Raw genomic sequence first — 21,754 nt, forward strand, 5'->3', positions numbered from 1 at the left:
TATTTTTTTGCAAAAAATTAAATGTTGGAGTTATTCACCCCAACATTTATTATAGAACCTTTTGACTTTTATAAAAAGAGATAGTGTATATAATGGTGGTAGTTTGTAGACAAAGTTATAAAATTCTTCACTAATTTTCAAATTTAGAAAATATGAAGAAACGGTCGAAAATAGAATTACAAACTCGCTATGCTCAAACAGTGTAATGCTAATCATTTTCTTCCTTATTCTATATTTTCACAAATTCTCAATAAATGTTTCGAATTTTAGGACTTTGCTACAATATACTTTGTCAATAGTCTGTATTTTATATATAATTGTATTGTTAGTTTTTATAAATGAAAAAATAGGGAGATTTAGCTATAATAAGCTAAAAAATGATAAAATAGTATAAAGGAGTATTTAATAGTAAAGCAGAAGGAAATGAGGGGGATATCATGTCTAATTTTACTTTTTTAAATAAGAAATGGGCAATATTGGCTAAGTTAGGAACACAAGCAGAAAACTATCTTCATACGGATAGCAATGCATCCATGTTAAAGATGCGTATGTTTGGAGAACAACTGATAGATCATATATTAGCAGCTTTGAAAATTGAAGTGGATAAATTTTTAACTCAAGATGATAAGATTAAACTTTTAAGAAATACAAGAATAAATGGAGCTATACCAGACTTGTTTGATATAGTGAGACGTTATGGAAATAAGGCGAATCATGAAGGCTATGAAAACAAAAAAGATGCTTTAGAATGTTTAGTAGCTATGTATAGAATATCGGCTTGGTTTTATATTAACGTAACAAAAGATACTTCAATAAAACCATTAGCATATAAAACTCCTAAACCAGTTAAAGCGAAAGCACCAGTATATAACATGGAAGAGTATGCTAAAGAAAAGGAAGAAATAAAAGAAGAACATATTAAAGAAGTAAGTGCTGTAAAGGAAGAAGTAAAAACAGTTATTGAAACTGAAAATGATAAAAAGTTAGAGAAGGAAGTTGAAGAAACTTTAGAGCTGAATGAAGCAGAAACCAGAAAAAAATTGATAGATATAATGTTAAAGGATGCAGGATGGGATATTAGTAACAATGAATTTGTGAAAGTAGAATTTCTCTTAGAAAACCATAAAGAAGCTGGTAAAAAAGGATTTGTTGATTATGTATTGTTTGATAAAAAAGGCAAACCAATTGCAGTAGTAGAGGCTAAAAAATCTTTTGTTGATCCTATTATAGGACGCCAACAAGCAGTAGAATATGCCAATACGATAGAAAGAGATTATAAAGTTCGGCCTATAGTTTTTTATACCAATGGATATGAAATATACATGTGGGATGATAAGTACAGTGAGCCAAGACAAATTTGGGGATTTTATACACTAGAAGATTTAGAAGAATTATTTTTTAAACATAAGTATAAGAAGGATTTAAACAAAGTTGAAATAGACCAAAATATTGCAGGAAGACCCTATCAAATAGAAGGGATCAAAAGAGTGTATGAAAGATATTCAAGTGGGTTTAGAAAATCTCTTTTAGTAATGGCTACAGGAACTGGAAAAACAAGAACAGTTATTGGATTAACAAAGGGCATGATGGAAGCAAATTGGGCTAAAAGAGTATTATTTTTAGCGGATAGAGATGAACTTGTAAGACAAGCTAAAGAGGATAAAAATAGCTTTAAAACCTTTATGCCAGAGCAAATATCTTGTAGATTTACTGGGAAAAATTCTGATAATAGAGAGGCTACACTTTATTTTTCAACATATCAAACTATGATTAATTATTATAGTAAGTTTAGTGTAGGATTTTTTGACCTTATTATTTGTGATGAGTCTCATAGAAGTATATATAAGACATATAGGGATATTTTAGAATATTTTGATTCTCGTATTATAGGGCTAACAGCTACACCAGTAGATTTTATAGAAAGAAATACTTTTGATTTATTTAATTGTGAAGAAGAAGATCCCACATTTAATTTTTCCATAGACCAAGCTTGGAGTCATATACCTCCATATCTTATTGAGCCAAGAGTAATTGATGCTACTACTGACTTTTTAAGAAAAGGAATAAAATATAGCCAAATGACAGAAGAACAAAGAAGACAGGTGGATGATGAAGGTTATAATGGTGATGAAATTGAATTTGATAAAAAAGAATTAGAAAAGAAAATAACAAATAAAGATACCAATAAGTTTATATTAAAGACATTAATGGATAATGGAATTAAAGTAGGAGATCATTTAGGAAAGACAATCATATTTGCCAAAAATAAAAATCATGCTAATCTACTAGATTCGTTATTTAATGAAATGTATCCTCAATATAAAGGAAAAATGACGGCTGTTATTTATTCAGGAATTAAGGATAAGGAAAGACTTATAGAAAATTTTAAAAATGAAGAATTCCCTAGAATTGCTATTTCTGTAGACTTATTAGATACAGGAATAGATGTACCTGAAATAGTTAATTTAGTATTCGCAAAGCCTATATATTCAAAGGTTAAGTTTTGGCAGATGATAGGTAGAGGAACAAGAAGATGCGATAATTTATTTGACAATGGATTAGACAAAACAGAGTTTGTTATTTTTGATTCATATAAAAACTTTGAATTCTTTGAAATGAATCCAAAAGGATTTATTCCTAAGCTACAAAAAACATCTATGCAGGTTAGATTTGAATCTTTGTGCAAGCTTTTAGAAACATATAAGTTAAAAAATAAAGAGAATATATGCAATGATTTTGTAGAAAAGTTAAAGAGAGATATAGAAGAGTTACCATTAGAGAGCATAGAAATAAAGAAAAATAGAAAGAAAATAGAACAGGTTAAAAAGGAAGAATACTGGAAGAATTTAAGTGAAAACTTTATTAAAAAGCTAAAGTTAGAGATTGCACCATTAATTCAATGGATTGAAGCGAAAGATAATTCAGATGCTATTTCATTTGACAACTCAATATATAGAATACTTCAAAACTTTGAGAATAACGATAAGGATTTATTGATTAAAGAAATTAATGTGACTATGGAAAAGTTAGCAAGACTAAAACTCAATATAAATCAATTTGATGGAAAAAGAGAGGTTGTAAAATCATTATTACAGCCATCAGGTTGGGAGAATCTTAGTTACGAAAGATTAGAGAAAATAAGAATAGATCTAAGAGATTTGATGAAACATAAAGGAGCTACATCAGGAGCTTTTGTAGTATTTGATATAAAAGATACTGCTGGAGTAGTAAAAGAAATTAGTGCGGGTTCAGTTTTATATGGAGCTAATATGGAGCCTTATGAAAAGAGAGTGAAATCAGCCATTGAAGAGAAGTTAAATGATCAGTTAGTGATTCTTAAAATTAGAAAAGGTGAAAAGCTTTCTCAAACTGAAATAGAGGGTATATACTCCATATTTGGTGAAGAATTTGTTTATAGTATAGATGAGCTTTCAAGTAAAACAGATATAGATAAAGAGGATATAGTCGGTATTATTCGAAAGTTTGTTGGTGTTGATGAAATGGAATTAAATAAAAGGTTTGAAGAATTTATTCAAAAGTACCATAAAAAAATGAATGCTACTCAAATTAAAACTTTAGAAATTATTAAGAACGATATAGCTAAAAACAAAGGGATATCCTTTGCAGCATTATTTGCACAACCCTATACATCATTTAGTCCAAATGGAGTGGATGGTATATTTGGGAGAATGGCTGATGATGTCTTTGATCTGATAGCACCATTTAAAGCGACATATATATCTTAAATTTAGGAGGAGTCAAAGCAATGTTAAGTCCAGATATTAAAAGTAAAATTGATAAATTATGGAATAATTTTTGGTCAGGGGGAATATCGAACCCTCTGACTGTAATAGAGCAGATATCATATCTTTTGTTTATAAAAAGATTAGATGATATGGATAATGCAAATGAAAAAAGAGCCAATAGAATAGGCAAACCATATAGATCGTTATTTATGGAGCTAAGTGAAAAATTAAAAGAAGACCGTAAGATAGAGGAAGATTTTAACTATGAATTATTAAAGTGGAGTCAATTTAAGCATTTAGATGTTGAAAATATGTTTGATATTGTATCACAAAAGGTATTTCCTGCAATAAAAAAATTAGGTGGGGATAATTCAAGTTTTACAGCTGAAATGAAGGATGCAGTATTTATGATACCAAAAGCATCTCTACTTCAAGAGTCAGTTAGACTTATTGATGGAATAAATATGGATGATGCAGATACTAAGGGAGATTTATACGAGTATCTTTTATCAAAGCTTTCAACATCAGGAGTAAATGGTCAGTTTAGAACACCAAGACATATAATAAGAATGATGGTTGAACTTATGGACCCATCATGTGATGATAAAATATGTGACCCTGCTTGTGGTACTGCTGGATTTTTAATTAATTCATTAGAATATGTATTAGAAAAATACACAAACTCTGAAAGTGTATTTACCGATGAGGAAGGAAATCTTCATAATAGAATTGGAGATATGATGAAGGGTGAAGAGTGGGAGCATTTTAGAAATCAAATGTTTTATGGATTTGACTTTGACCCATCAATGGTTAGAATCGCTTCAATGAATCTTATGCTTCATAGTGTAGATAACCCAAATGTAAGACAAATGGATACATTATCTAAAAATTATGAAGAAGAAAATAAATATACATTGGTATTAGCAAATCCACCTTTTAAAGGAAGTATAGATAAAGAAGATATAAATTCTACCCTTGCAAAGGGAGCAAAAACTACTAAGACTGAACTTTTATTTATGAAGCTTATCAATACAATACTTGATTTAGGTGGAAGATGTGCTGTAATAGTTCCAGACGGAGTGTTATTTGGATCAACGAAAGCTCATAAGGATATAAGACAAAATTTAGTGGAAGAAAATGCATTAGAAGGTGTAATATCAATGCCTTCAGGAGTATTTAAACCCTATGCAGGAGTATCAACAGCGGTGCTTTTATTTACAAAAGGTGGAGAAACAAATAAAGTATGGTTTTATGATATGCAAAGTGATGGATTATCACTAGATGATAAAAGAAACAAACTTGATCATGATGGAGATATTCCAGATATAGTAGAAAAATGGAGAGCTGTAAAAAAAGATAATACGATAGAGCCAACGAAAGAAGATAAATGGTTTTGGGTAGAAAAAGAAAAGATAGTAGATAATGATTATGATTTATCAATAAATAAATATAAGAAAATAGAATACGAAGAGGTAGTATATGAAAAGCCAGAGATGATACTAGATAAGCTTGAGGCTTTAGAAAAATCAATTTTAGAGGATGTAGCAGAGCTTAAAGGAATGGTGAAGTAGGATGGAGAAGACTAATTTTTCAGAAGAGTGGAGAAAAGTTAAACTATCGGATTTAGGAAAAATACTTACAGGAAATACACCATCAACAAAGTGTGAAGAGTACTATAATTCTAAAGATTTTATGTTTATTAAGCCAGATGATTTAAGGAAAAATACACTTAATAAAATAAATATTAGTAAAGCATATATATCATCAAGTGGGTCTGAAAAAGCAAGGAAGGTACCTGCTGGAAGTATATTAGTAACTTGTATCGGAATTATAGGTAAGGTTGCAATAGTGGAAGCTGAAGCGTGTTTTAATCAACAAATTAATGCTATAATACCTGATAATAATATAGTGGATGCAAAATTTTTAGGGTATGCTATATTAAAATATAAATATTTACTAAAAGCAGTAGCTAATGCGCCTATTGTTCCTATAATAAATAAGACGCAATTTAGTGATATAGAAATTAAGATACCCCCATTAGAAACTCAAAAGAAAATAGTTCAGGTTTTAGAAAAGGCTGAAAAGGCTATAAAAAAGAGAAAAGAAGCTATTAATTTGTTGGATGAATTAGTTAAATCGAGATTTATCGAGATGTTTGGGGATCCAGTATTAAATCCTAAAGGATGGAATGTAGGAGTATTAGAAAAGTATATTGATGTAATAGGCGGATATGCATTTAAAAGTACTAAATTTATAAATGAAGGTATACCAGTGTTAAAAATAGGCAATATTAATGCAGGATATTTTAAGCCAGAAAATTTGATGTTTTGGAAAAAAGATAGGAAACTTAATAAATATTTGATAAAGCCGAAAGATTTAGTTATATCACTAACAGGAACTGTTGGTAAAGATGATTATGGGAATGTATGTATAATTGGTGACGATTATGAAGAGTATTATTTAAACCAACGTAATGCAAAGTTAGAAATTAAATCAGAAAATTTATTTAATAAATATTATTTAACATATTTATTAAAAGTTCCAGAAATTAAAAAGAGATTAACAGGAATTAATAGAGGTGTGAGACAAGCAAATATTGCTAACAAAGATATTTTAAATTTAAAAGTACCAATACCACCAATAGGTTTACAAAATGACTTTGCTAAATTAGTTAATCAAATCGATAAATTGAAATGTAAAATGGAGGAGAGTTTAGAAGAATTAGAAAATAACTTTAATTCATTAATGCAAAGGGCATTTACTGGAGAATTATTTAATTAAATTAGAGGAGTATATATGTAATAAATTTGATATTTATTATAATTATAGAAAAAGGTAGTTGTAAAATGAAAATAGTAACTTATCTACAGAAAAAAGCATATATAGATATACATTTAATTAAAATTTAAATGATTTAAAATAAAATTAGGAACGACACAGGGGTCGTTCCACTATGTTGTATACATGATGAAGAAATAGCAAGAAAGTTTTCATACATTAAAAGCTATTGATTGCCTGAAATTTGAAAGAGGTGAGCTTATTAATGAATGATGCTCAAAAAAATGATTTGTTTTATGTATGTTGTCTTATAGAATTTATAGGTAGAAAAACTAAAAATAGAAGGTCAACAATTGTTCAAATATTAGGTAAGGAAGAACTAACAAGACAATTAGATATTGCAGAGGTTAATCATTGTCTATCATTTGACCAAGTTTCAGATGAAATAATAGAGTATTTTAATATATCAGAAGGGGATTTTGATACTGTTGGAGTATGTAAATACAATGTTCCAAGTGTTCAAGCAATAGGAAAAGTGTATCAGAGATTAATAATAAGTATAATTTCAGAACAATATAATTTACTAGATGTTTTATTCAAAGTATTTAATTCATTTATAAGTGATGAAATTTCAGATTTCAATTCATCTGTTTATTATAGTAACCCAGAGTATTTAAAGTACTCTTACTTAGAAGGAAGATTATTAGAGTAATTACTTTTTCATATTCTTGAAACTTATAAGAAAATAAGATATAAATAGAATAAAGAGTAATACTATAAAGGGGTTGAAAGGCATGAAATATAAAACAAAAAAAGTAGTAGCTATTACTATTGCAGCTATGATGGTGATTAGTGCTTTTGCTACAGTAGTTTCTATTTTCTAGACAGAAGGTTATTAGCGGTAAAGTGTATTTTGGCAAAGGCATAAAAATAAGGAACAATTATTGAGAATTTGTGAAAATATAGAAAAAAGAGAGAAAATGATTAGCATTACACTGTTTGAGCGTAGCGAGTTTGTAATGCTATTTTCGACTGTTTCTATATATTTTCCAAATTTGAAAATTAGTGACGGTTTTTATGCCTTTGTCTACAATTTAAATGATTTTTATATTAAGAATCATTTTTTCTTATCAGTAAAATAACAAATCTAAAAAACTTTTCGCAGCAGTAGAAAGAGGAATTTTTTCATGAGTAAGGATTCCTATGCTTCTCTTAGAAGACTTTGGAACTACATCTAATATAAAAATATCATCAGTTTTAAGAAGTGTTTGAATAGCATCCTCCATAACAAAAGATATTCCCAATCCAATTTTAGTAAGTTCCATTAAAAGATCAATACTTTCTAGTTCAATTTCAGGCAAGATACTTACTTGATGATTTTTTATATAACTTTCAAAAAAATTTCTAGTAGTAGAATTCTTCTTAAGACTTAAAAAAGGATAACTTTCAAGATCTTTTAGATCTATTTGTAAATTTTTTAAGTGATCATAAGACTTTCCTGCAATAAATACATCTTGTATTTTTTTTATTTCTGTATATTTTATATCCTTATTATTCTGTTCAAAAACATTTACTACTGCTAGATCTACTTTTCCTTCATACAAAAGATCTGCACAAAGAGGAGAAGGTTTGTTAATAAGTTGGATTTTAATATTTGGAAAAGCTTCATGGAATTTTTTAATATAAGATAGAAGATAATATTTACAAATGGTATCACTTGCTGCAATAGTTACTTCTCCTACGTCTAAGGAATGAATAGATTCTATAAAATTCTCTCCTAACTGAATAAAATGAAAAGCATTTTTTATATAATCAAATAAATTTTCTCCCTCAGAAGTAAATTTAACTTTTTTTGTATGACGAACAAATAGTTGTATACCTAATTGTTCCTCTAAGCTTTTGATAGATTGACTCACAGCAGATTGAGAAATATATAAATTTTTAGCTGCTTCAGAAAAACTCATATATTTTCCTACATAATAAAAATTTTTATAAAGCTCTAGATTTACATTCATTTATAAGCACCTCTAATGTATAGTATTAACTATATTAATTTTATTAATCAATTGTATTATGTTACAATCAAATTGTAAATACTAAATGAAAAAAGGTGGGATAACATGAGTGCCATCAAAAGAATATATGTAGAGAAAAGACAAGGCTTTAATATAGAAGCAAAAGATTTATTAGAAGATATAAAACAAAATTTAGGAATGAGTGGATTAAGAGATTTAAGAATTTTAAATCGTTATGATATAGAAGGAATTTCAGAAGAAGAATATAAAAGAGTTAGAAATACTATTTTTTCAGAACCAAATGTAGATGATGTATATGATGAAATTTTCCCAATAGAAGATGGAGAAAAAGTTTTTGGAATTGAATACATTCCAGGACAGTATGACCAAAGAGCAGATTCAGCAGAACAATGTGTTCAAATATTTACTCAAAAGGAAAAACCTCATATTTTAACAGCAAAGATTATCGTACTAAAGGCAGATATAACAGAAGATGAATTTAAAAAAATTAAAGAATATTGTATCAATCCAGTAGACTCTAGAGAAGCTGAATTAAACAAACCAAATTCTTTAAAAATGGAGACTCAAAATCCAGAAAATGTAGAAGTGATTGAAGATTTTTTAGAAAAAAATGAAAAAGATTTAATGGACTTTAAAAATAATATGGGATTTGCCATGAGTTTTGAAGATTTATTATTTTGTCAAAAATATTTTAAAGAAGAAAAGAGAAATCCAACGATTACTGAATTAAAAGTAATAGATACTTATTGGTCGGATCATTGTAGACACACTACTTTTATGACTGAAATAGAAAAAGTTCAAATAGAAGAGCCATTTATAAAAAATATATATGATGAATATCTTTCTTCAAGAAAATATGTATATGAAGATAAAAATCGAGATATAAATCTTATGGATTTAGCAACTATAGGTATGAAAGAACTTAGAAAAAAAGGGAAATTAGATGATTTAGATGTTTCTGATGAAATTAATGCGTGTAGTATAAATATTAAAGTAAATGTAGAAGGAATAGATGAAGATTGGCTTTTGATGTTTAAAAATGAAACGCATAATCATCCTACAGAAATAGAGCCTTTTGGAGGAGCTGCAACTTGTTTAGGAGGAGCCATTCGCGATCCCCTCTCAGGAAGAAGTTATGTATATCAAGCTATGCGAGTAACAGGAAGTGCAGATCCAAGAGTAGATATAAAAGATACTTTAGATGGGAAATTACCTCAAAAAAAGATTACTACGCAAGCAGCAGCAGGATATAGCTCTTATGGAAATCAAATAGGACTTGCTACAGGGCAGGTAGCTGAAGTTTATGATGAGGATTTTGTAGCTAAAAGAATGGAAGTAGGTGCAGTGATTGCAGCAGCACCAAAGGAGAATGTAATAAGAGAAAATCCTACCCTAGGAGATGTGGTTATATTAGTAGGAGGAAGAACTGGAAGAGATGGTGTAGGAGGAGCTACAGGGTCTTCTAAGGAGCATGATGAAGAATCCATATTAAATTGTGGAGCAGAGGTACAAAAGGGAAATGCACCTACAGAAAGAAAAATTCAAAGATTGTTTAGAAATCCAATTGTAAGTAAAATGATTAAAAGATGTAACGACTTTGGAGCAGGGGGAGTATCTGTTGCAATTGGAGAACTTACAGATAGTTTAGAAATAGATTTGGATCAAGTACCTAAAAAATATGAAGGATTAGATGGAACAGAAATTGCTATATCTGAATCTCAAGAAAGAATGGCTGTAGTAGTAAAAAAAGAAGATGCTAAGAAGTTTATTAAGCTTTCCAATGAAGAAAATTTAGAAGCTACTGTAGTAGCTGATGTTACAAATACAGGCAGACTTGTAATGAAGTGGAAAGGGAAAATTATTTTAGATATCTCTAGAGAATTTTTAAATACAAATGGAGTAAAGCAAAAAACTCAAGTATGTGTAAAAGCTTTGAATAAAGAAAATAACTATTTTAAAAACAATATAGAAGAAAAAGACTTAGAAAAAGCTTGGATCAAAAATCTTAAGGATTTAAATGTAGCAAGTCAAAAAGGACTTATAGAGAGATTTGATAGTACTATAGGATCAGGAACTGTTTTGATGCCACTAGGAGGAAAATATCAACTTACTCCAGCAGAGGGAATGGCTGCTAAAATTCCTGTTTTGCATAAAGAGACTACTACAGGAAGTTTAATGAGCTATGGATATAACCCTAAAATTGGAAAATGGAGCCCTTTTCATGGAGCTTTGTATGCAGTTGTAGAAGCTATATCCAAAATAGTAGCTATGGGTGGAGATTATAAGAATGTACGTTTGTCTTTTCAAGAGTATTTTGAAAAGCTAGACAAAGACTCTGAAAAATGGGGTAAACCATTTAGTGCTCTTTTGGGAGCATACTTGGCACAAAAAGAATTTCAAACTCCTGCTATTGGTGGAAAAGATAGCATGTCAGGAACTTTTAAAGATATTACTGTACCTCCAACACTAGTAGCTTTTGCAGTAAGTACTGCAGATATTAGAAATATTGTTTCTCCTGAAATCAAAAAAATAGGAAGTAAGATTGTATACATTTCAGTGAAAAGAAATGAAAATGAGCTAATAGACTTTGAAGAATTAAAAAGAAATTTTGAACAAATACATGAATTGGTGCAACAAAAAAAGATATTATCTATTCAATCTATAAGAATAGGTGGAATAGCTTGTGCAATTAGCAAAATGGCTTTTGGAAATAAAATAGGAGTAGCGTTTGAAAAAGAAATAAATGAAAATGAGTTATTTGATTCTAATTATGGTTCCTTTATTTTAGAAATGGATTCTGAAAATATTTCTCTGTTAAAAGACATAAATTATGAAGTGTTAGGAACAACTCAAGAAAATGAAAATATTTTAATTAATGGGATAGAGATTTCATTAGAAAAAATATTAAAAGAATGGGAAGAACCTCTAGAAAGTATATTTCCAACTTATAAAAAGCAAGAAGGAGATATTCCAAATATTTCTTTTGAAAAAGGAATTCATAAAAAAGCATCTATACAATTAGCAAAACCAAGAATATTTATTCCAGCATTTCCAGGAACAAACTGTGAATATGATATGCAAAGAGTATTTGAAAAAGCAGGAGCGATACCTAAAACTTTAATATTTAAAAACTTAAAGCATCAAGATATAGAAGAGTCTATTGAATCTATGGTAGAGCATATAAAGAATTCACAAATTATAGCTTTGCCAGGAGGATTTAGTGCAGGAGATGAACCAGATGGCTCTGGAAAATTTATTGCAACAGTTTTTAGAAATGAAAAAGTAAAGGAAGCTGTAATGGATCTTCTTAAAAATAGAGATGGTTTGATGATTGGGATATGTAATGGATTCCAAGCTCTTATCAAACTTGGACTGCTACCATATGGAGAAATTAAAGAGACTGATGAAGATGCACCTACTCTTACCTTTAATAATATAGGAAGGCATGCGTCTACTATAGCAAGAACAAAAGTAGTTTCAAATCTTTCGCCATGGATGATGTATACAAACGTAGGAGACATTCATACAGTAGCTATCTCACATGGAGAAGGTAGATTTGTATCAAATGAGATGGAAATGAAAAAAATGATTCAAAATGGTCAAATTGTTACTCAATATGTAGACATGAATGGAAAACCAACCCATCAAATGCCTTATAATCCAAATGGATCTTTTTATGGAGTAGAAGGAATTACAAGCCCTGATGGAAGGATCTTTGGAAAAATGGCACATACAGAAAGAATGAGTGAAAATACAGCTATCAATATAGATGGGAATAAAGATCAAAGTATATTTAAAGCTGGAGTAGATTATTTTAAATAAAAGAAACCGGGAGTATTCCCGGTTTCTTATGCATTTTTAGGTAATATTTACTAAAAATACAAATTTTTAATGCAAAAAACTTGTATCATATTGAGTTTCTATTTCATGAATTAAATTTTTCATATCTTTTTTTTCTCTATGTATTCGGGGATTTTTTAAAGCTGATTCTAATTCTTTTTTTAATTCATTACGAAAATCATATAATTGATTATTTTTTCGTGCAACGAGTAATTCTTTAAATTTTTTTTCTATAATCGTTTGAACCATATCACAGACTCCTTTCATTTAATATAACAATAAATAAGTTCTATAAAAAATATAAGAATCCTTTTGTTATTTATAGGGAAGACTAAAATTATATGGATTGTTATGTTTTAAATTTTAATGGAAAACACGAACTTTTACAAAAAAATAAAAGCTTAATATTCGAATATAAACAAATCAATTTACAAAAAGTATTGAAAAATATTCGAAAAAACTCTTGACGTTATGGGAGCCATTTGCTAAAATAATAGTGAAACAAGAACACGACAATTGATGATCTACTCGTATAATTTCGGTAATAGGGTCCGAAAGTATCTACCAAGCAACCGTAAATTGCTTGACTATGGGTGAAAGCGTATCTAGGGTTCCGGCGAAAGTGTCAGGTCCGAGTGATACGAGTATTACTTTGTAATACTACACCGTGGGGAGAAAAGCCCGGACGGGGAGGTTTCACTGCATATTAAACCTCTCTGTTCGGGTTTCGTTTTTTTTGACCACAGTAAAAATAATCCAATTTAAGGAGGAGATCAGGTTGGAATTTACAAACAAAAAAGGAAATACTGGAATGCTTGAAAATATCTTTAAGCTTTCAGAGAGAAAAACAAATGTGAAAACTGAAATTTTGGCAGGAATTACTACTTTTATGACGATGGCATATATTCTTGTAGTTAATCCTGATATTTTAAGCATGACAGGAATGGATAAAGGAGCTGTATTTACGGCTACTGCACTATCAGCAGCTTTTGCTACATTCTTAATGGGCTTTTTAGCAAATTTACCTTTTGCGTTAGCACCTGGAATGGGACTAAATGCTTTCTTTGCTTTTACTGTATGTTTAACAATGGGATATAGTTGGCAGTTTGCTTTAACTGCAGTTTTAATTGAAGGAATTATTTTCATTATACTTACGATAACAAATATCAGAGAAGCCATTATTAATGGAATGCCTAGTGTTATTAAAAATGCAGTAAGTGTCGGAATTGGATTGTTTATAGCTTTCATAGGTTTTCAAGGTGCAGGAGTTATTGTAAAAAATGATGCTGTTTTAGTAGGACTTGGAAATGTAAAAGATCCAGCAGTATTATTGAGTTTAATAGGAATTATTATTACGGGAATACTACTTATAAAGAATATAAAAGGTGCTTTATTATTTGGAATGATGATTATTACAGTAGGAGGAATTTTGATTGGAGAAACTATGATTCCTAATGCACTTGTGAGTATACCACCATCTATTGAACCTATATTTTGGAAATTTGTTGGTACAGATCAAATTTTTTCTGCAGATATGGTTGTTGTAGTATTTACTTTCTTATTTGTAGATTTGTTTGATACATTAGGAACTTTAATTGGAGTATCTACAAAAGCAAATATGTTAGACAAAGATGGAAAAATTCCAAATGCTAAACAAGCTTTATTTGCAGATGCTATTGGTACAACAGTAGGATCTATGATGGGAACAAGTACAGTAACTACTTTTGTAGAGAGTGCATCAGGAGTTGCTGAGGGAGGAAGAACAGGTCTTGCAGCTATTACAACAGGAGTGCTTTTCTTAGGATCAACTATATTTGCTCCAATATTTACATCTGTTCCACCACAAGCTACTTCAGCAGTATTGATTTTAGTGGGAATGTTTATGATGAGTCCTATTTTAAAAATTAATTTTGATGATTTTACAGAAGCCATCCCTGCTTTTCTAACTATTATCATGATGCCTTTAGCTTATAGTATTGCAGAAGGATTAGTCTTTGGAGTAATTTCTTATGTATTCTTAAAAGCTTTAACAGGAAGAAAAAAAGAAATTCATCCTATGATGTATATAGTAACATTATTATTTATAATAAAGCACATAGCTAGTTAAAATATAATAGCCCGAAATAGATGAGTCTATATCGGGTTTTTTACTACAAAACAAAGTGAGAATATTAAAAAAATATCTAATATAACAAGGAGGATTTTTATGAAAGTTGCGATTATTATGGGTAGTGATTCAGACTATAAAGTGGTAGAAAAAGCAGAAAAAGTATTAAAAGATTTTGGAGTAGAAGTAAGTGTTAGAGTAATATCAGCTCACAGAACACCAGAGCGTGCTGCAAACTTTGCAAAGGAAGCAGAAAATAATGGATTTGAAGTGATCATAGGAGCAGCAGGAAAAGCGGCTCATCTGCCAGGAGTACTAGCATCTTTGACTACATTACCAGTTATTGGATTACCTATTCAATCCTCTACTATGGATGGATTAGATTCTTTATTGTCTATTGTACAAATGCCAAAGGGAATTCCAGTTGCAACAGTTGCGATTAATGGAGCTGAAAATGCAGGACTGCTTGCTATACAAATGTTGTCTTTAAAATATGATAGTTTAAAAGAAAAATTAAAAAGATTTAGAGTAGAACAAGAAGAAGAAGTTATAAAAAAAGATGAAGCTTTTTTAAACAGATAAGGGGGATAAAAACATGGAAAAATTAGAAATGTTATATGAAGGAAAAGCAAAAAAGGTGTATAAGACAGATGATCAAAAAAGATATATTGTAGAATATAAAGATGATGCAACTGCTTTTAATGGACAAAAAAAAGGTACTATTGAAGACAAAGGTATTATTAACAACAAAATGTCAGCATTACTTTTTAAAATTTTAGAAGAAAAAGGAATACCTACTCATTTTGAAGAACTTTTAAGTGATAGAGAAATGCTTGTAAAAGCTGTAAAAATATTACCTCTTGAAGTTATTATAAGAAATGTAGCAGCAGGTTCCTTGTCTAAAAGATTAGGAATAGAAGAAGGAACACCTTTTTCACATACTATATTTGAATTTTGTTATAAAAATGATGATTTAGGAGATCCAATGATCAATGATGATCATGTGTTAGCTATGAATCTTGCAACTAAAGAGCAAATAGATACAATTAAAGATTATACTATGAAAGTAAATGAAATTTTAAAAGAATACTTTTTAGAAAAAGGTATGAAATTAATAGATTTTAAATTAGAATTTGGTACATTTGATGGACAAGTGATTTTAGCAGATGAAATATCTCCAGATACTTGTAGATTATGGGATGTAAAAACTAATAAAAAAATGGATAAAGATAGATTTAGAAGAGATTTAGGAGATGTAGAATCCACTTATCAAGAAGTATTAAACAGACTTCAGTAGGGAGGTAGCTATGTATAATGGAGAAAATTTAGATAAACTAAAAGAAGAATGTGGGGTTTTAGGAATTTATGCTCCCCAAGTGGAAAATATATCTCAAATGGTTTACTTTGGGCTTCATGCACTTCAACATAGAGGACAAGAAAGCGCAGGAATTGCAGCGAATAAAGATGGAGAAATTCATTATTACAAAGAGATGGGTCTTGTACAAGAGGTATTTTCAGATAAAGTTATACAAAGATTACAAGGAGATATTTCCATAGGACATGTAAGATATTCTACTACTGGAGAAAGCTATGTTATGAATGCACAACCATTGGTTGTGCATCATAAAGGAGGAGCTCTTGCACTGGCTCATAATGGAAATCTCATTAATGCAGGAGAGATTCGAGAAGAGCTTGAAGATGAAGGAGTGATCTTTCAAACTTCTATAGATAGTGAAGTCATTGCTAATATGATTGCAAGAAAAAATAAATTAGGGATAGAAAATGCCATTAAAGATACAATGAATCAAATAAAAGGTGCTTATGCACTTGTAATCACCTATCAAAATAAATTAATAGGGGTAAGAGATCCAAGTGGACTTAGACCTTTATGCATAGGAAAATTTGATGGAGGATATGTATTATCATCAGAAAGCTGTGCTTTTGGTGTATTGGGAGCAGAATTTATAAGAGATGTAGAGCCTGGTGAGATGATTATTATTGAAGATAATGAAATTATAAGTATTCAATATAAATGTAATGAAAAAAAATCATTATGTTCCTTTGAATTTGTTTATTTTGCAAGACCAGATAGTAATATAGATGGACAAAGTGTATATATCAGTAGAAAAAATGCAGGAATGATGCTTGCAAAAGAACATCCAGTAGATGCAGATTTAATCATTGCAGTTCCAGATTCAGGAACTGTGGCAGCTATTGGATATGCTCAAGAATCTAAGATACCTTTTGGAGAAGGGCTTATTAAAAATAGATATGTAGGAAGAACATTTATCCAACCTGATCAAAAGATGAGGGAAAGAAGTGTAAAAATGAAGCTCAATGTATTAAAAGAAAACATTGAGGGAAAAAGAATTATCATGGTAGATGATTCTATTGTACGTGGAACTACTAGCGGACAAATTGTAGAAATGTTAAAAAATGCAGGAGCAAAAGAGGTTCATGTACGGGTATGTTCTCCTCCAGTAAAATATTCTTGTTATTTTGGAATAGATACTCCAACTAGAAAAAATTTGGTAGGAGCTGTTCATTCTATAGAGGAAATTAGAAAGATGATTGGCGCTGATAGTCTTGGATATTTGAGTATTGAAGGACTATTAAACTCTACTTGTATACAAAATGATTTATGTAGTGCATGTTTTAGTGGAGAGTATCCAATGGAAGTTCCAAAGTCGGGAAATAAGTATTTATTTGAAAAGAGGTAGGAGGACATTATGGAAAAATCACTTACGTATAAGGATGCAGGTGTAGATGTATCAGAAGGAGCAAAAGCTGTTCATCTTATGAAAGAGCATGTACAAAAGACTTTTTCTAAAAATGTATTATGTGGACTAGGTGGATTTGGAGGATTATTTTCACTAGATCTAAAAGAATATAAAAATCCAGTACTTGTATCTGGTACGGATGGAGTAGGAACAAAATTAAAGATTGCTTTTATGATGGATAAACATGATACAGTAGGACAAGATTGTGTAGCTATGTGTGTCAATGATATATTATGCCAAGGGGCAAAACCATTATTTTTCTTAGATTATGTGGCTACAGGAAAACTAGAAGCTGAAAAGGTAGCTGATATTGTAAAAGGAATAGCAGATGGATGCTTAAAGGGACAATGCTCTTTAATTGGAGGAGAAACAGCAGAAATGCCAGGCTTTTATTCAGATGGAGAGTATGATATGGCAGGTTTTACAGTAGGAATTGTAGATTATGACAAAATTATAGACGGATCTAAAATAAAAGAAGGAGATGTACTTGTTGGTATTTCTTCAAGTGGTATTCATAGCAATGGTTATTCTTTGGTAAGAAAAATTTTCTTTGACACACTAGATTATAAGCTTGATCAATATATAGAAGAATTAGGATGTACTTTAGGAGAAGAGCTATTAAAGCCTACTCGTATTTATACAGATATAGTGATGAAATTAATAAATAAACATTCTATTAAAGGAATGGTTCATATGACGGGTGGAGGATTTTATGAAAATATTCCAAGAATCATTCCAAAAGGACTAGGTGTTGATGTAGAAATAGGAAGTTTTGACATCCTGCCTATTTTTGAATATATGCAAAAGCTTGGAAATATCAAACAAGAAGATATGTTTGCTACTTTTAATATGGGAATAGGCATGATTTTTGTAGTAGACAAAGACGATGTAGATCATGTCATGGAAGATTTAAAAGATGAAAAAGCTTATAGGATAGGAAAAGTAGTTAAAGGCGTAGGTGTGAATTTATGTCAATAAATATTGCCGCGTTTGTATCAGGGGGAGGAACAAATCTTCAAGCTCTTATAGATGAAATAGAAAAGAAAAATATAAATGGGAAAATACAACTTATACTTTCTAATAATGAAAATGCTTATGCCATAAAAAGAGGAGAAAAGCATGGGATTGAAAGTATTTATATAGGAAAGAAGAATTTCTCAGATATCAATGAAAGAAATGGAAAAATAATAGAAATTTTACAAGAGAAAAATATTGATTTAATAATTCTTGCAGGATATATGAGTATAATAGATAAAAAACTAGTTAGATTATATAAAAATAGAATTATAAATATTCACCCATCTTTGATTCCAAGCTTTTGTGGGAAAGGCTTTTATGGAAAAAAGGTTCATGAAGGGGTTTTAGAATATGGAGTAAAAGTAACAGGAGCTACAGTTCATTTTGTAGATGAAGGAACGGATACAGGACCTGTAATTTTACAAAAGAGTGTAATTGTAAAAGAAGATGATACCATAGATTCTTTGTCAGAGAGAGTTTTAAAGGTGGAGCATGAAATTCTTCCTTTGGCAGTGAAATACTTTTGTGAAGGAAAAATAAAAGTAGAGGGAAGAAAAGTTAAAATAGGGGGATTAGAGGATGAAACGTGCACTCATTAGTGTTTCGGATAAAAGAGGAATTGTAGAGTTTGCAAAAAAACTTCAAGATATGAATATAGAAATCATATCAACTGGAGGAACAGCAAAGGTTTTAAAGGAAAATGGAATCAAAGTCATAGGAATATCAGAGATTACAAATTTTCCTGAGTGTTTAGATGGAAGAGTTAAAACTCTGCATCCTGCTGTTCATGGAGGATTGCTTGCAAGACGAGATGATGAAACTCATATGAAGCAGCTTAAAAGTTTAAATATTACACCAATTGATATGGTAGTCATTAATTTATATCCTTTTAAAGAAACCATAAGCAAAGAAGATGTAACATTAGAAGAAGCTATTGAAAATATAGATATTGGTGGGCCTACTATGCTACGATCTGCTGCTAAAAATCATAAAGATGTAGTAGTAGTATGCAATCCTGATAATTATAAAGATGTAATTAGTGAAATACAAAAAGGTGAAATTTCTTATGATATGAAATATAAGTTAGCACTTAAAGTGTTTGAGCATACTGCTCATTATGATGCACTCATATCTGAGTATTTAAGAAAAGAAATCAATGAAGAACTTCCTTCTACACTTACATTGACTTATGAAAAAGTACAAGATTTAAGATATGGAGAAAATCCTCATCAAAAGGCAGTATTTTATAAAGAGATAGGAGAAAAAGAAGGTTCATTAATAGAAGCTACAAAGATTCATGGAAAAGAGCTTTCTTTTAATAATATAAATGATGCAAATGGAGCATTGGAGCTTTTAAAAGAATACGAAGAGCCTACTGTAGTAGCAGTTAAGCATACTAATGCTTGTGGAGTTGGAAGTGGCTATGATATTTATGATGCATATGTAAAAGCCTATGAATGTGATCCAGTTTCTATATTTGGAGGAATTATCGTAGCCAATAGAAAGATAGATAAAAAAACAGCAGAAGAAATCAACAAAATATTTATAGAAATAGTTATTGCACCAGATTTTGATCAAGATGCACTAGAAATTTTACAATCTAAGAAAAATATAAGAATATTAAAGCTTTCTAATATAAATGTGAAACAGTCAAAAGGATCTATAGATATAAAGAAAGTAAATGGAGGAATTTTGATTCAAGAAATAGACTATGATTTGACAACGGATATAAAAGTAGTAACAGAAAGAATTCCTACACAAAAAGAAATGAAAGACATGATTTTTGCTCTAAAGGTTGTAAAACATATTAAATCTAACGGAATTGTTCTTGCAAAGGATCAAAAGACTATAGGGATAGGACCTGGACAAGTCAATAGAATATGGGCTGTAGAAAATTCTATCAAGCAATCTAATGAAGAAGTAAAGGGTAGTGTACTTGCATCTGATGCATTTTTCCCATTTTCAGATTGTGTAGAGGAAGCAGCAAAATCAGGAGTTACAGCAATCATTCAGCCAGGAGGTTCTATTAAAGATGAAGAATCTATACAAATGGCAAATGAATATGGAATAGCTATGGTATTTACTTCAATGAGACATTTTAAACACTAAGGAGGAGTACCGATGAATGTATTGGTGATAGGAAGTGGCGGAAGAGAGCATGCAATCATATATAAAATCAGTCAAAGTCCAAAAGTAAAAAAGATTTATTGTGCTCCGGGAAATGCAGGGATCAAAGACTTAGCAGTATGTGTAGATATAAGTGTTGAAGATATAGAGGGACTTTTAAAATTTGCAAAGGAAAACAAAATTGATTTAACGATTGTAGGACCTGAAGTACCATTAGTTTTAGGAATTGTAGATGAGTTTCAAAGTAATGGGCTGAAAATATTTGGACCTAATAAAGAATGTTCACGACTTGAAGGAAGTAAAGCGTATACAAAAGAATTTTTAATAAGACATAATATTCCTACTGCAAAATATGAAGAGTACACAGATTTTAAGAAAGCAGAAGAAAATATAGACAAGTTTGGATATCCAGTAGTTTTAAAAGCAGATGGATTGGCTGCAGGAAAAGGAGTTGTGATTCCTCAAGCTAAGGAAGAAGCTATGGTAGCATTAGAAGAGATGATGAAAGAGAAAAAATTTGGACAAGCAGGATCAAAAGTAGTCATAGAAGAGTACTTAACGGGAATAGAAGCATCTATATTATGCTTTGTAGATGGAAAGACTATTATACCTATGGTAAGTGCACAAGATTACAAAAAGGTATATGATAAAGACCGAGGACCAAATACAGGGGGGATGGGAAGTTATTCTCCAAGTTTTTTAGATAATGAGAAATTCCAAGAAGAAATACAAAAGATTATATTAAATCCTATCATAGAAGGATTTAAAAAAGATAAACTAGATTTTAAAGGAATTTTATTTATAGGACTTATGATTACCAATGAAGGAATTAAGGTATTAGAATTTAATGTAAGATTTGGAGATCCAGAGACTCAAGCTATTCTTCCAAGACTAAAAACTGATTTGATAGACATTATAGAGAGTATTATAGGTGAAAAGCTAGATACACAACCTATATTATGGAAAGAAGAAAAAACAGTTTGTGTAGTCATAGCTTCAGGGGGATACCCAGAAAATTATGAAAAAGAAAAAGTAATACATGGACTAGATGAGATAAAAGATTCAATTGTATTTCATGCTGGAACAAAAGAAGTAGACGGAGAAGTTTTAACAAATGGAGGAAGAGTTTTAGGGGTCATGGCTTATGGAAAAACTGTAGAAGAAGCTAGAGAAAGAGTTTATAGGGATGTTTCTAAGATATCATTTGAGGATATGCATTATAGAAAAGATATAGGAAAAGTGATAACACCTGCATAAAAGTGTAGGTGTTTTTATTTTTAAATAAGAAGGAATATAAAAATACAATATAGAATAATAAAGGAT

Annotated in this window: 15 protein-coding genes and 1 riboswitch; of the genes, 13 read left to right on the top strand and 2 right to left on the bottom strand. The window is 30.1% G+C overall.

The features are described 5' to 3' along the window. Positions 1 to 437: 437 nt before the first annotated feature. From EK368_RS01350 to EK368_RS01370, 4 genes are all read left to right on the top strand, one after another. Positions 438 to 3,746, top strand: a complete 3,309-nt coding sequence (locus tag EK368_RS01350; RefSeq protein ID WP_129595936.1) for a DEAD/DEAH box helicase family protein — start codon at positions 438 to 440, stop codon at positions 3,744 to 3,746. Between the two features lie 20 nt (positions 3,747 to 3,766). Beyond that, entirely contained in the window at positions 3,767 to 5,317 is a 1,551-nt protein-coding gene (locus EK368_RS01355) for a class I SAM-dependent DNA methyltransferase (RefSeq protein WP_129595937.1), read from the top strand. 1 nt (position 5,318) lies between these two features. Then, complete coding sequence (locus EK368_RS01360; RefSeq protein ID WP_129595938.1) at positions 5,319 to 6,527, top strand: restriction endonuclease subunit S; 1,209 nt, start codon at positions 5,319 to 5,321, stop codon at positions 6,525 to 6,527. 262 nt (positions 6,528 to 6,789) lie between these two features. Further along, on the top strand, positions 6,790 to 7,236 hold the full coding sequence (locus EK368_RS01370; protein ID WP_129595939.1) for a hypothetical protein: 447 nt from the start codon (positions 6,790 to 6,792) through the stop codon (positions 7,234 to 7,236). A gap of 418 nt (positions 7,237 to 7,654) precedes the next feature. Here EK368_RS01370 and EK368_RS01375 read toward each other — a convergent pair whose 3' ends face one another. Then, the gene (locus tag EK368_RS01375) at positions 7,655 to 8,539 is read right to left on the bottom strand and encodes a LysR family transcriptional regulator (RefSeq protein WP_129595940.1); all 885 of its coding nucleotides are present in this window, start codon (positions 8,537 to 8,539) and stop codon (positions 7,655 to 7,657) included. A 105-nt stretch (positions 8,540 to 8,644) separates the two neighbouring features. On the opposite strand from EK368_RS01375, the gene EK368_RS01380 reads away from it, so the two are divergent. Continuing rightward, positions 8,645 to 12,382: a phosphoribosylformylglycinamidine synthase gene (locus EK368_RS01380; protein WP_129595941.1), complete on the top strand. Its 3,738-nt coding sequence runs from the start codon at positions 8,645 to 8,647 to the stop codon at positions 12,380 to 12,382. A 66-nt stretch (positions 12,383 to 12,448) separates the two neighbouring features. On the opposite strand, the gene EK368_RS01385 is transcribed toward EK368_RS01380, so the two are convergent. Next, positions 12,449 to 12,649, bottom strand: a complete 201-nt coding sequence (locus EK368_RS01385) for a hypothetical protein (RefSeq protein ID WP_129595942.1) — start codon at positions 12,647 to 12,649, stop codon at positions 12,449 to 12,451. A gap of 259 nt (positions 12,650 to 12,908) precedes the next feature. Continuing rightward, a riboswitch (purine riboswitch) is annotated at positions 12,909 to 13,010 on the top strand. Between the two features lie 201 nt (positions 13,011 to 13,211). Here EK368_RS01385 and EK368_RS01390 point away from each other — a divergent pair. The 8 genes from EK368_RS01390 (at position 13,212) to purD (ending at position 21,688) form a co-directional block, all read left to right on the top strand. Further along, positions 13,212 to 14,507 (top strand): NCS2 family permease, encoded by a 1,296-nt coding sequence (locus EK368_RS01390; RefSeq protein ID WP_129595986.1) that lies wholly within the window; start codon positions 13,212 to 13,214, stop codon positions 14,505 to 14,507. Between the two features lie 99 nt (positions 14,508 to 14,606). Beyond that, positions 14,607 to 15,089 (top strand): 5-(carboxyamino)imidazole ribonucleotide mutase, encoded by a 483-nt coding sequence (purE, locus tag EK368_RS01395; RefSeq protein WP_129595943.1) that lies wholly within the window; start codon positions 14,607 to 14,609, stop codon positions 15,087 to 15,089. 13 nt (positions 15,090 to 15,102) lie between these two features. Next, positions 15,103 to 15,804, top strand: coding sequence for a phosphoribosylaminoimidazolesuccinocarboxamide synthase (gene purC, locus EK368_RS01400; RefSeq protein ID WP_129595944.1), 702 nt, complete (start codon positions 15,103 to 15,105; stop codon positions 15,802 to 15,804). 10 nt (positions 15,805 to 15,814) lie between these two features. Next, positions 15,815 to 17,227 carry an amidophosphoribosyltransferase gene (purF, locus tag EK368_RS01405; RefSeq protein ID WP_129595945.1) on the top strand — a complete coding sequence of 471 codons (1,413 nt, stop codon included), beginning with the start codon at positions 15,815 to 15,817 and terminating at the stop codon, positions 17,225 to 17,227. 9 nt (positions 17,228 to 17,236) lie between these two features. After that, a complete protein-coding gene (gene purM / locus EK368_RS01410; protein WP_129595946.1) occupies positions 17,237 to 18,265 on the top strand; it encodes a phosphoribosylformylglycinamidine cyclo-ligase in 1,029 nt (342 codons plus the stop codon). Continuing rightward, a complete protein-coding gene (purN, locus tag EK368_RS01415; RefSeq protein ID WP_129595947.1) occupies positions 18,256 to 18,903 on the top strand; it encodes a phosphoribosylglycinamide formyltransferase in 648 nt (215 codons plus the stop codon). The genes purM and purN overlap by 10 nt, the downstream gene beginning before the upstream one ends. Beyond that, positions 18,884 to 20,413 (top strand): bifunctional phosphoribosylaminoimidazolecarboxamide formyltransferase/IMP cyclohydrolase, encoded by a 1,530-nt coding sequence (purH, locus tag EK368_RS01420; RefSeq protein ID WP_129595948.1) that lies wholly within the window; start codon positions 18,884 to 18,886, stop codon positions 20,411 to 20,413. Before purN ends, purH begins: the two co-directional genes overlap by 20 nt. A 12-nt stretch (positions 20,414 to 20,425) precedes the next feature. Next, the gene (gene purD, locus EK368_RS01425; protein WP_129595949.1) at positions 20,426 to 21,688 is read left to right on the top strand and encodes a phosphoribosylamine--glycine ligase; all 1,263 of its coding nucleotides are present in this window, start codon (positions 20,426 to 20,428) and stop codon (positions 21,686 to 21,688) included. Positions 21,689 to 21,754: the final 66 nt, after the last annotated feature.

Source organism: Anaerophilus nitritigenes (assembly GCF_004138215.1).
In the GTDB taxonomy this organism is placed as follows: Bacteria; Bacillota; Clostridia; order Peptostreptococcales; family Thermotaleaceae; genus Anaerophilus; species Anaerophilus nitritogenes.

Excerpts from the sequence above, each read along its gene's own strand:
- purC (WP_129595944.1), top strand. The coding sequence starts at position 15,103 with ATGGAAAAATTAGAAATGTTATATGAAGGAAAAGCAAAAAAGGTGTAT.
- EK368_RS01360 (WP_129595938.1), top strand. The coding sequence starts at position 5,319 with ATGGAGAAGACTAATTTTTCAGAAGAGTGGAGAAAAGTTAAACTATCG.
- EK368_RS01355 (WP_129595937.1), top strand. The coding sequence starts at position 3,767 with ATGTTAAGTCCAGATATTAAAAGTAAAATTGATAAATTATGGAATAAT.
- purD (WP_129595949.1), top strand. The coding sequence starts at position 20,426 with ATGAATGTATTGGTGATAGGAAGTGGCGGAAGAGAGCATGCAATCATA.
- purN (WP_129595947.1), top strand. The coding sequence starts at position 18,256 with ATGTCAATAAATATTGCCGCGTTTGTATCAGGGGGAGGAACAAATCTT.
- EK368_RS01385 (WP_129595942.1), bottom strand. The coding sequence starts at position 12,649 with ATGGTTCAAACGATTATAGAAAAAAAATTTAAAGAATTACTCGTTGCA.
- EK368_RS01370 (WP_129595939.1), top strand. The coding sequence starts at position 6,790 with ATGAATGATGCTCAAAAAAATGATTTGTTTTATGTATGTTGTCTTATA.
- purE (WP_129595943.1), top strand. The coding sequence starts at position 14,607 with ATGAAAGTTGCGATTATTATGGGTAGTGATTCAGACTATAAAGTGGTA.
- purM (WP_129595946.1), top strand. The coding sequence starts at position 17,237 with ATGGAAAAATCACTTACGTATAAGGATGCAGGTGTAGATGTATCAGAA.
- purH (WP_129595948.1), top strand. The coding sequence starts at position 18,884 with ATGAAACGTGCACTCATTAGTGTTTCGGATAAAAGAGGAATTGTAGAG.
- EK368_RS01350 (WP_129595936.1), top strand. The coding sequence starts at position 438 with ATGTCTAATTTTACTTTTTTAAATAAGAAATGGGCAATATTGGCTAAG.
- EK368_RS01390 (WP_129595986.1), top strand. The coding sequence starts at position 13,212 with ATGCTTGAAAATATCTTTAAGCTTTCAGAGAGAAAAACAAATGTGAAA.
- EK368_RS01380 (WP_129595941.1), top strand. The coding sequence starts at position 8,645 with ATGAGTGCCATCAAAAGAATATATGTAGAGAAAAGACAAGGCTTTAAT.
- purF (WP_129595945.1), top strand. The coding sequence starts at position 15,815 with ATGTATAATGGAGAAAATTTAGATAAACTAAAAGAAGAATGTGGGGTT.
- EK368_RS01375 (WP_129595940.1), bottom strand. The coding sequence starts at position 8,539 with ATGAATGTAAATCTAGAGCTTTATAAAAATTTTTATTATGTAGGAAAA.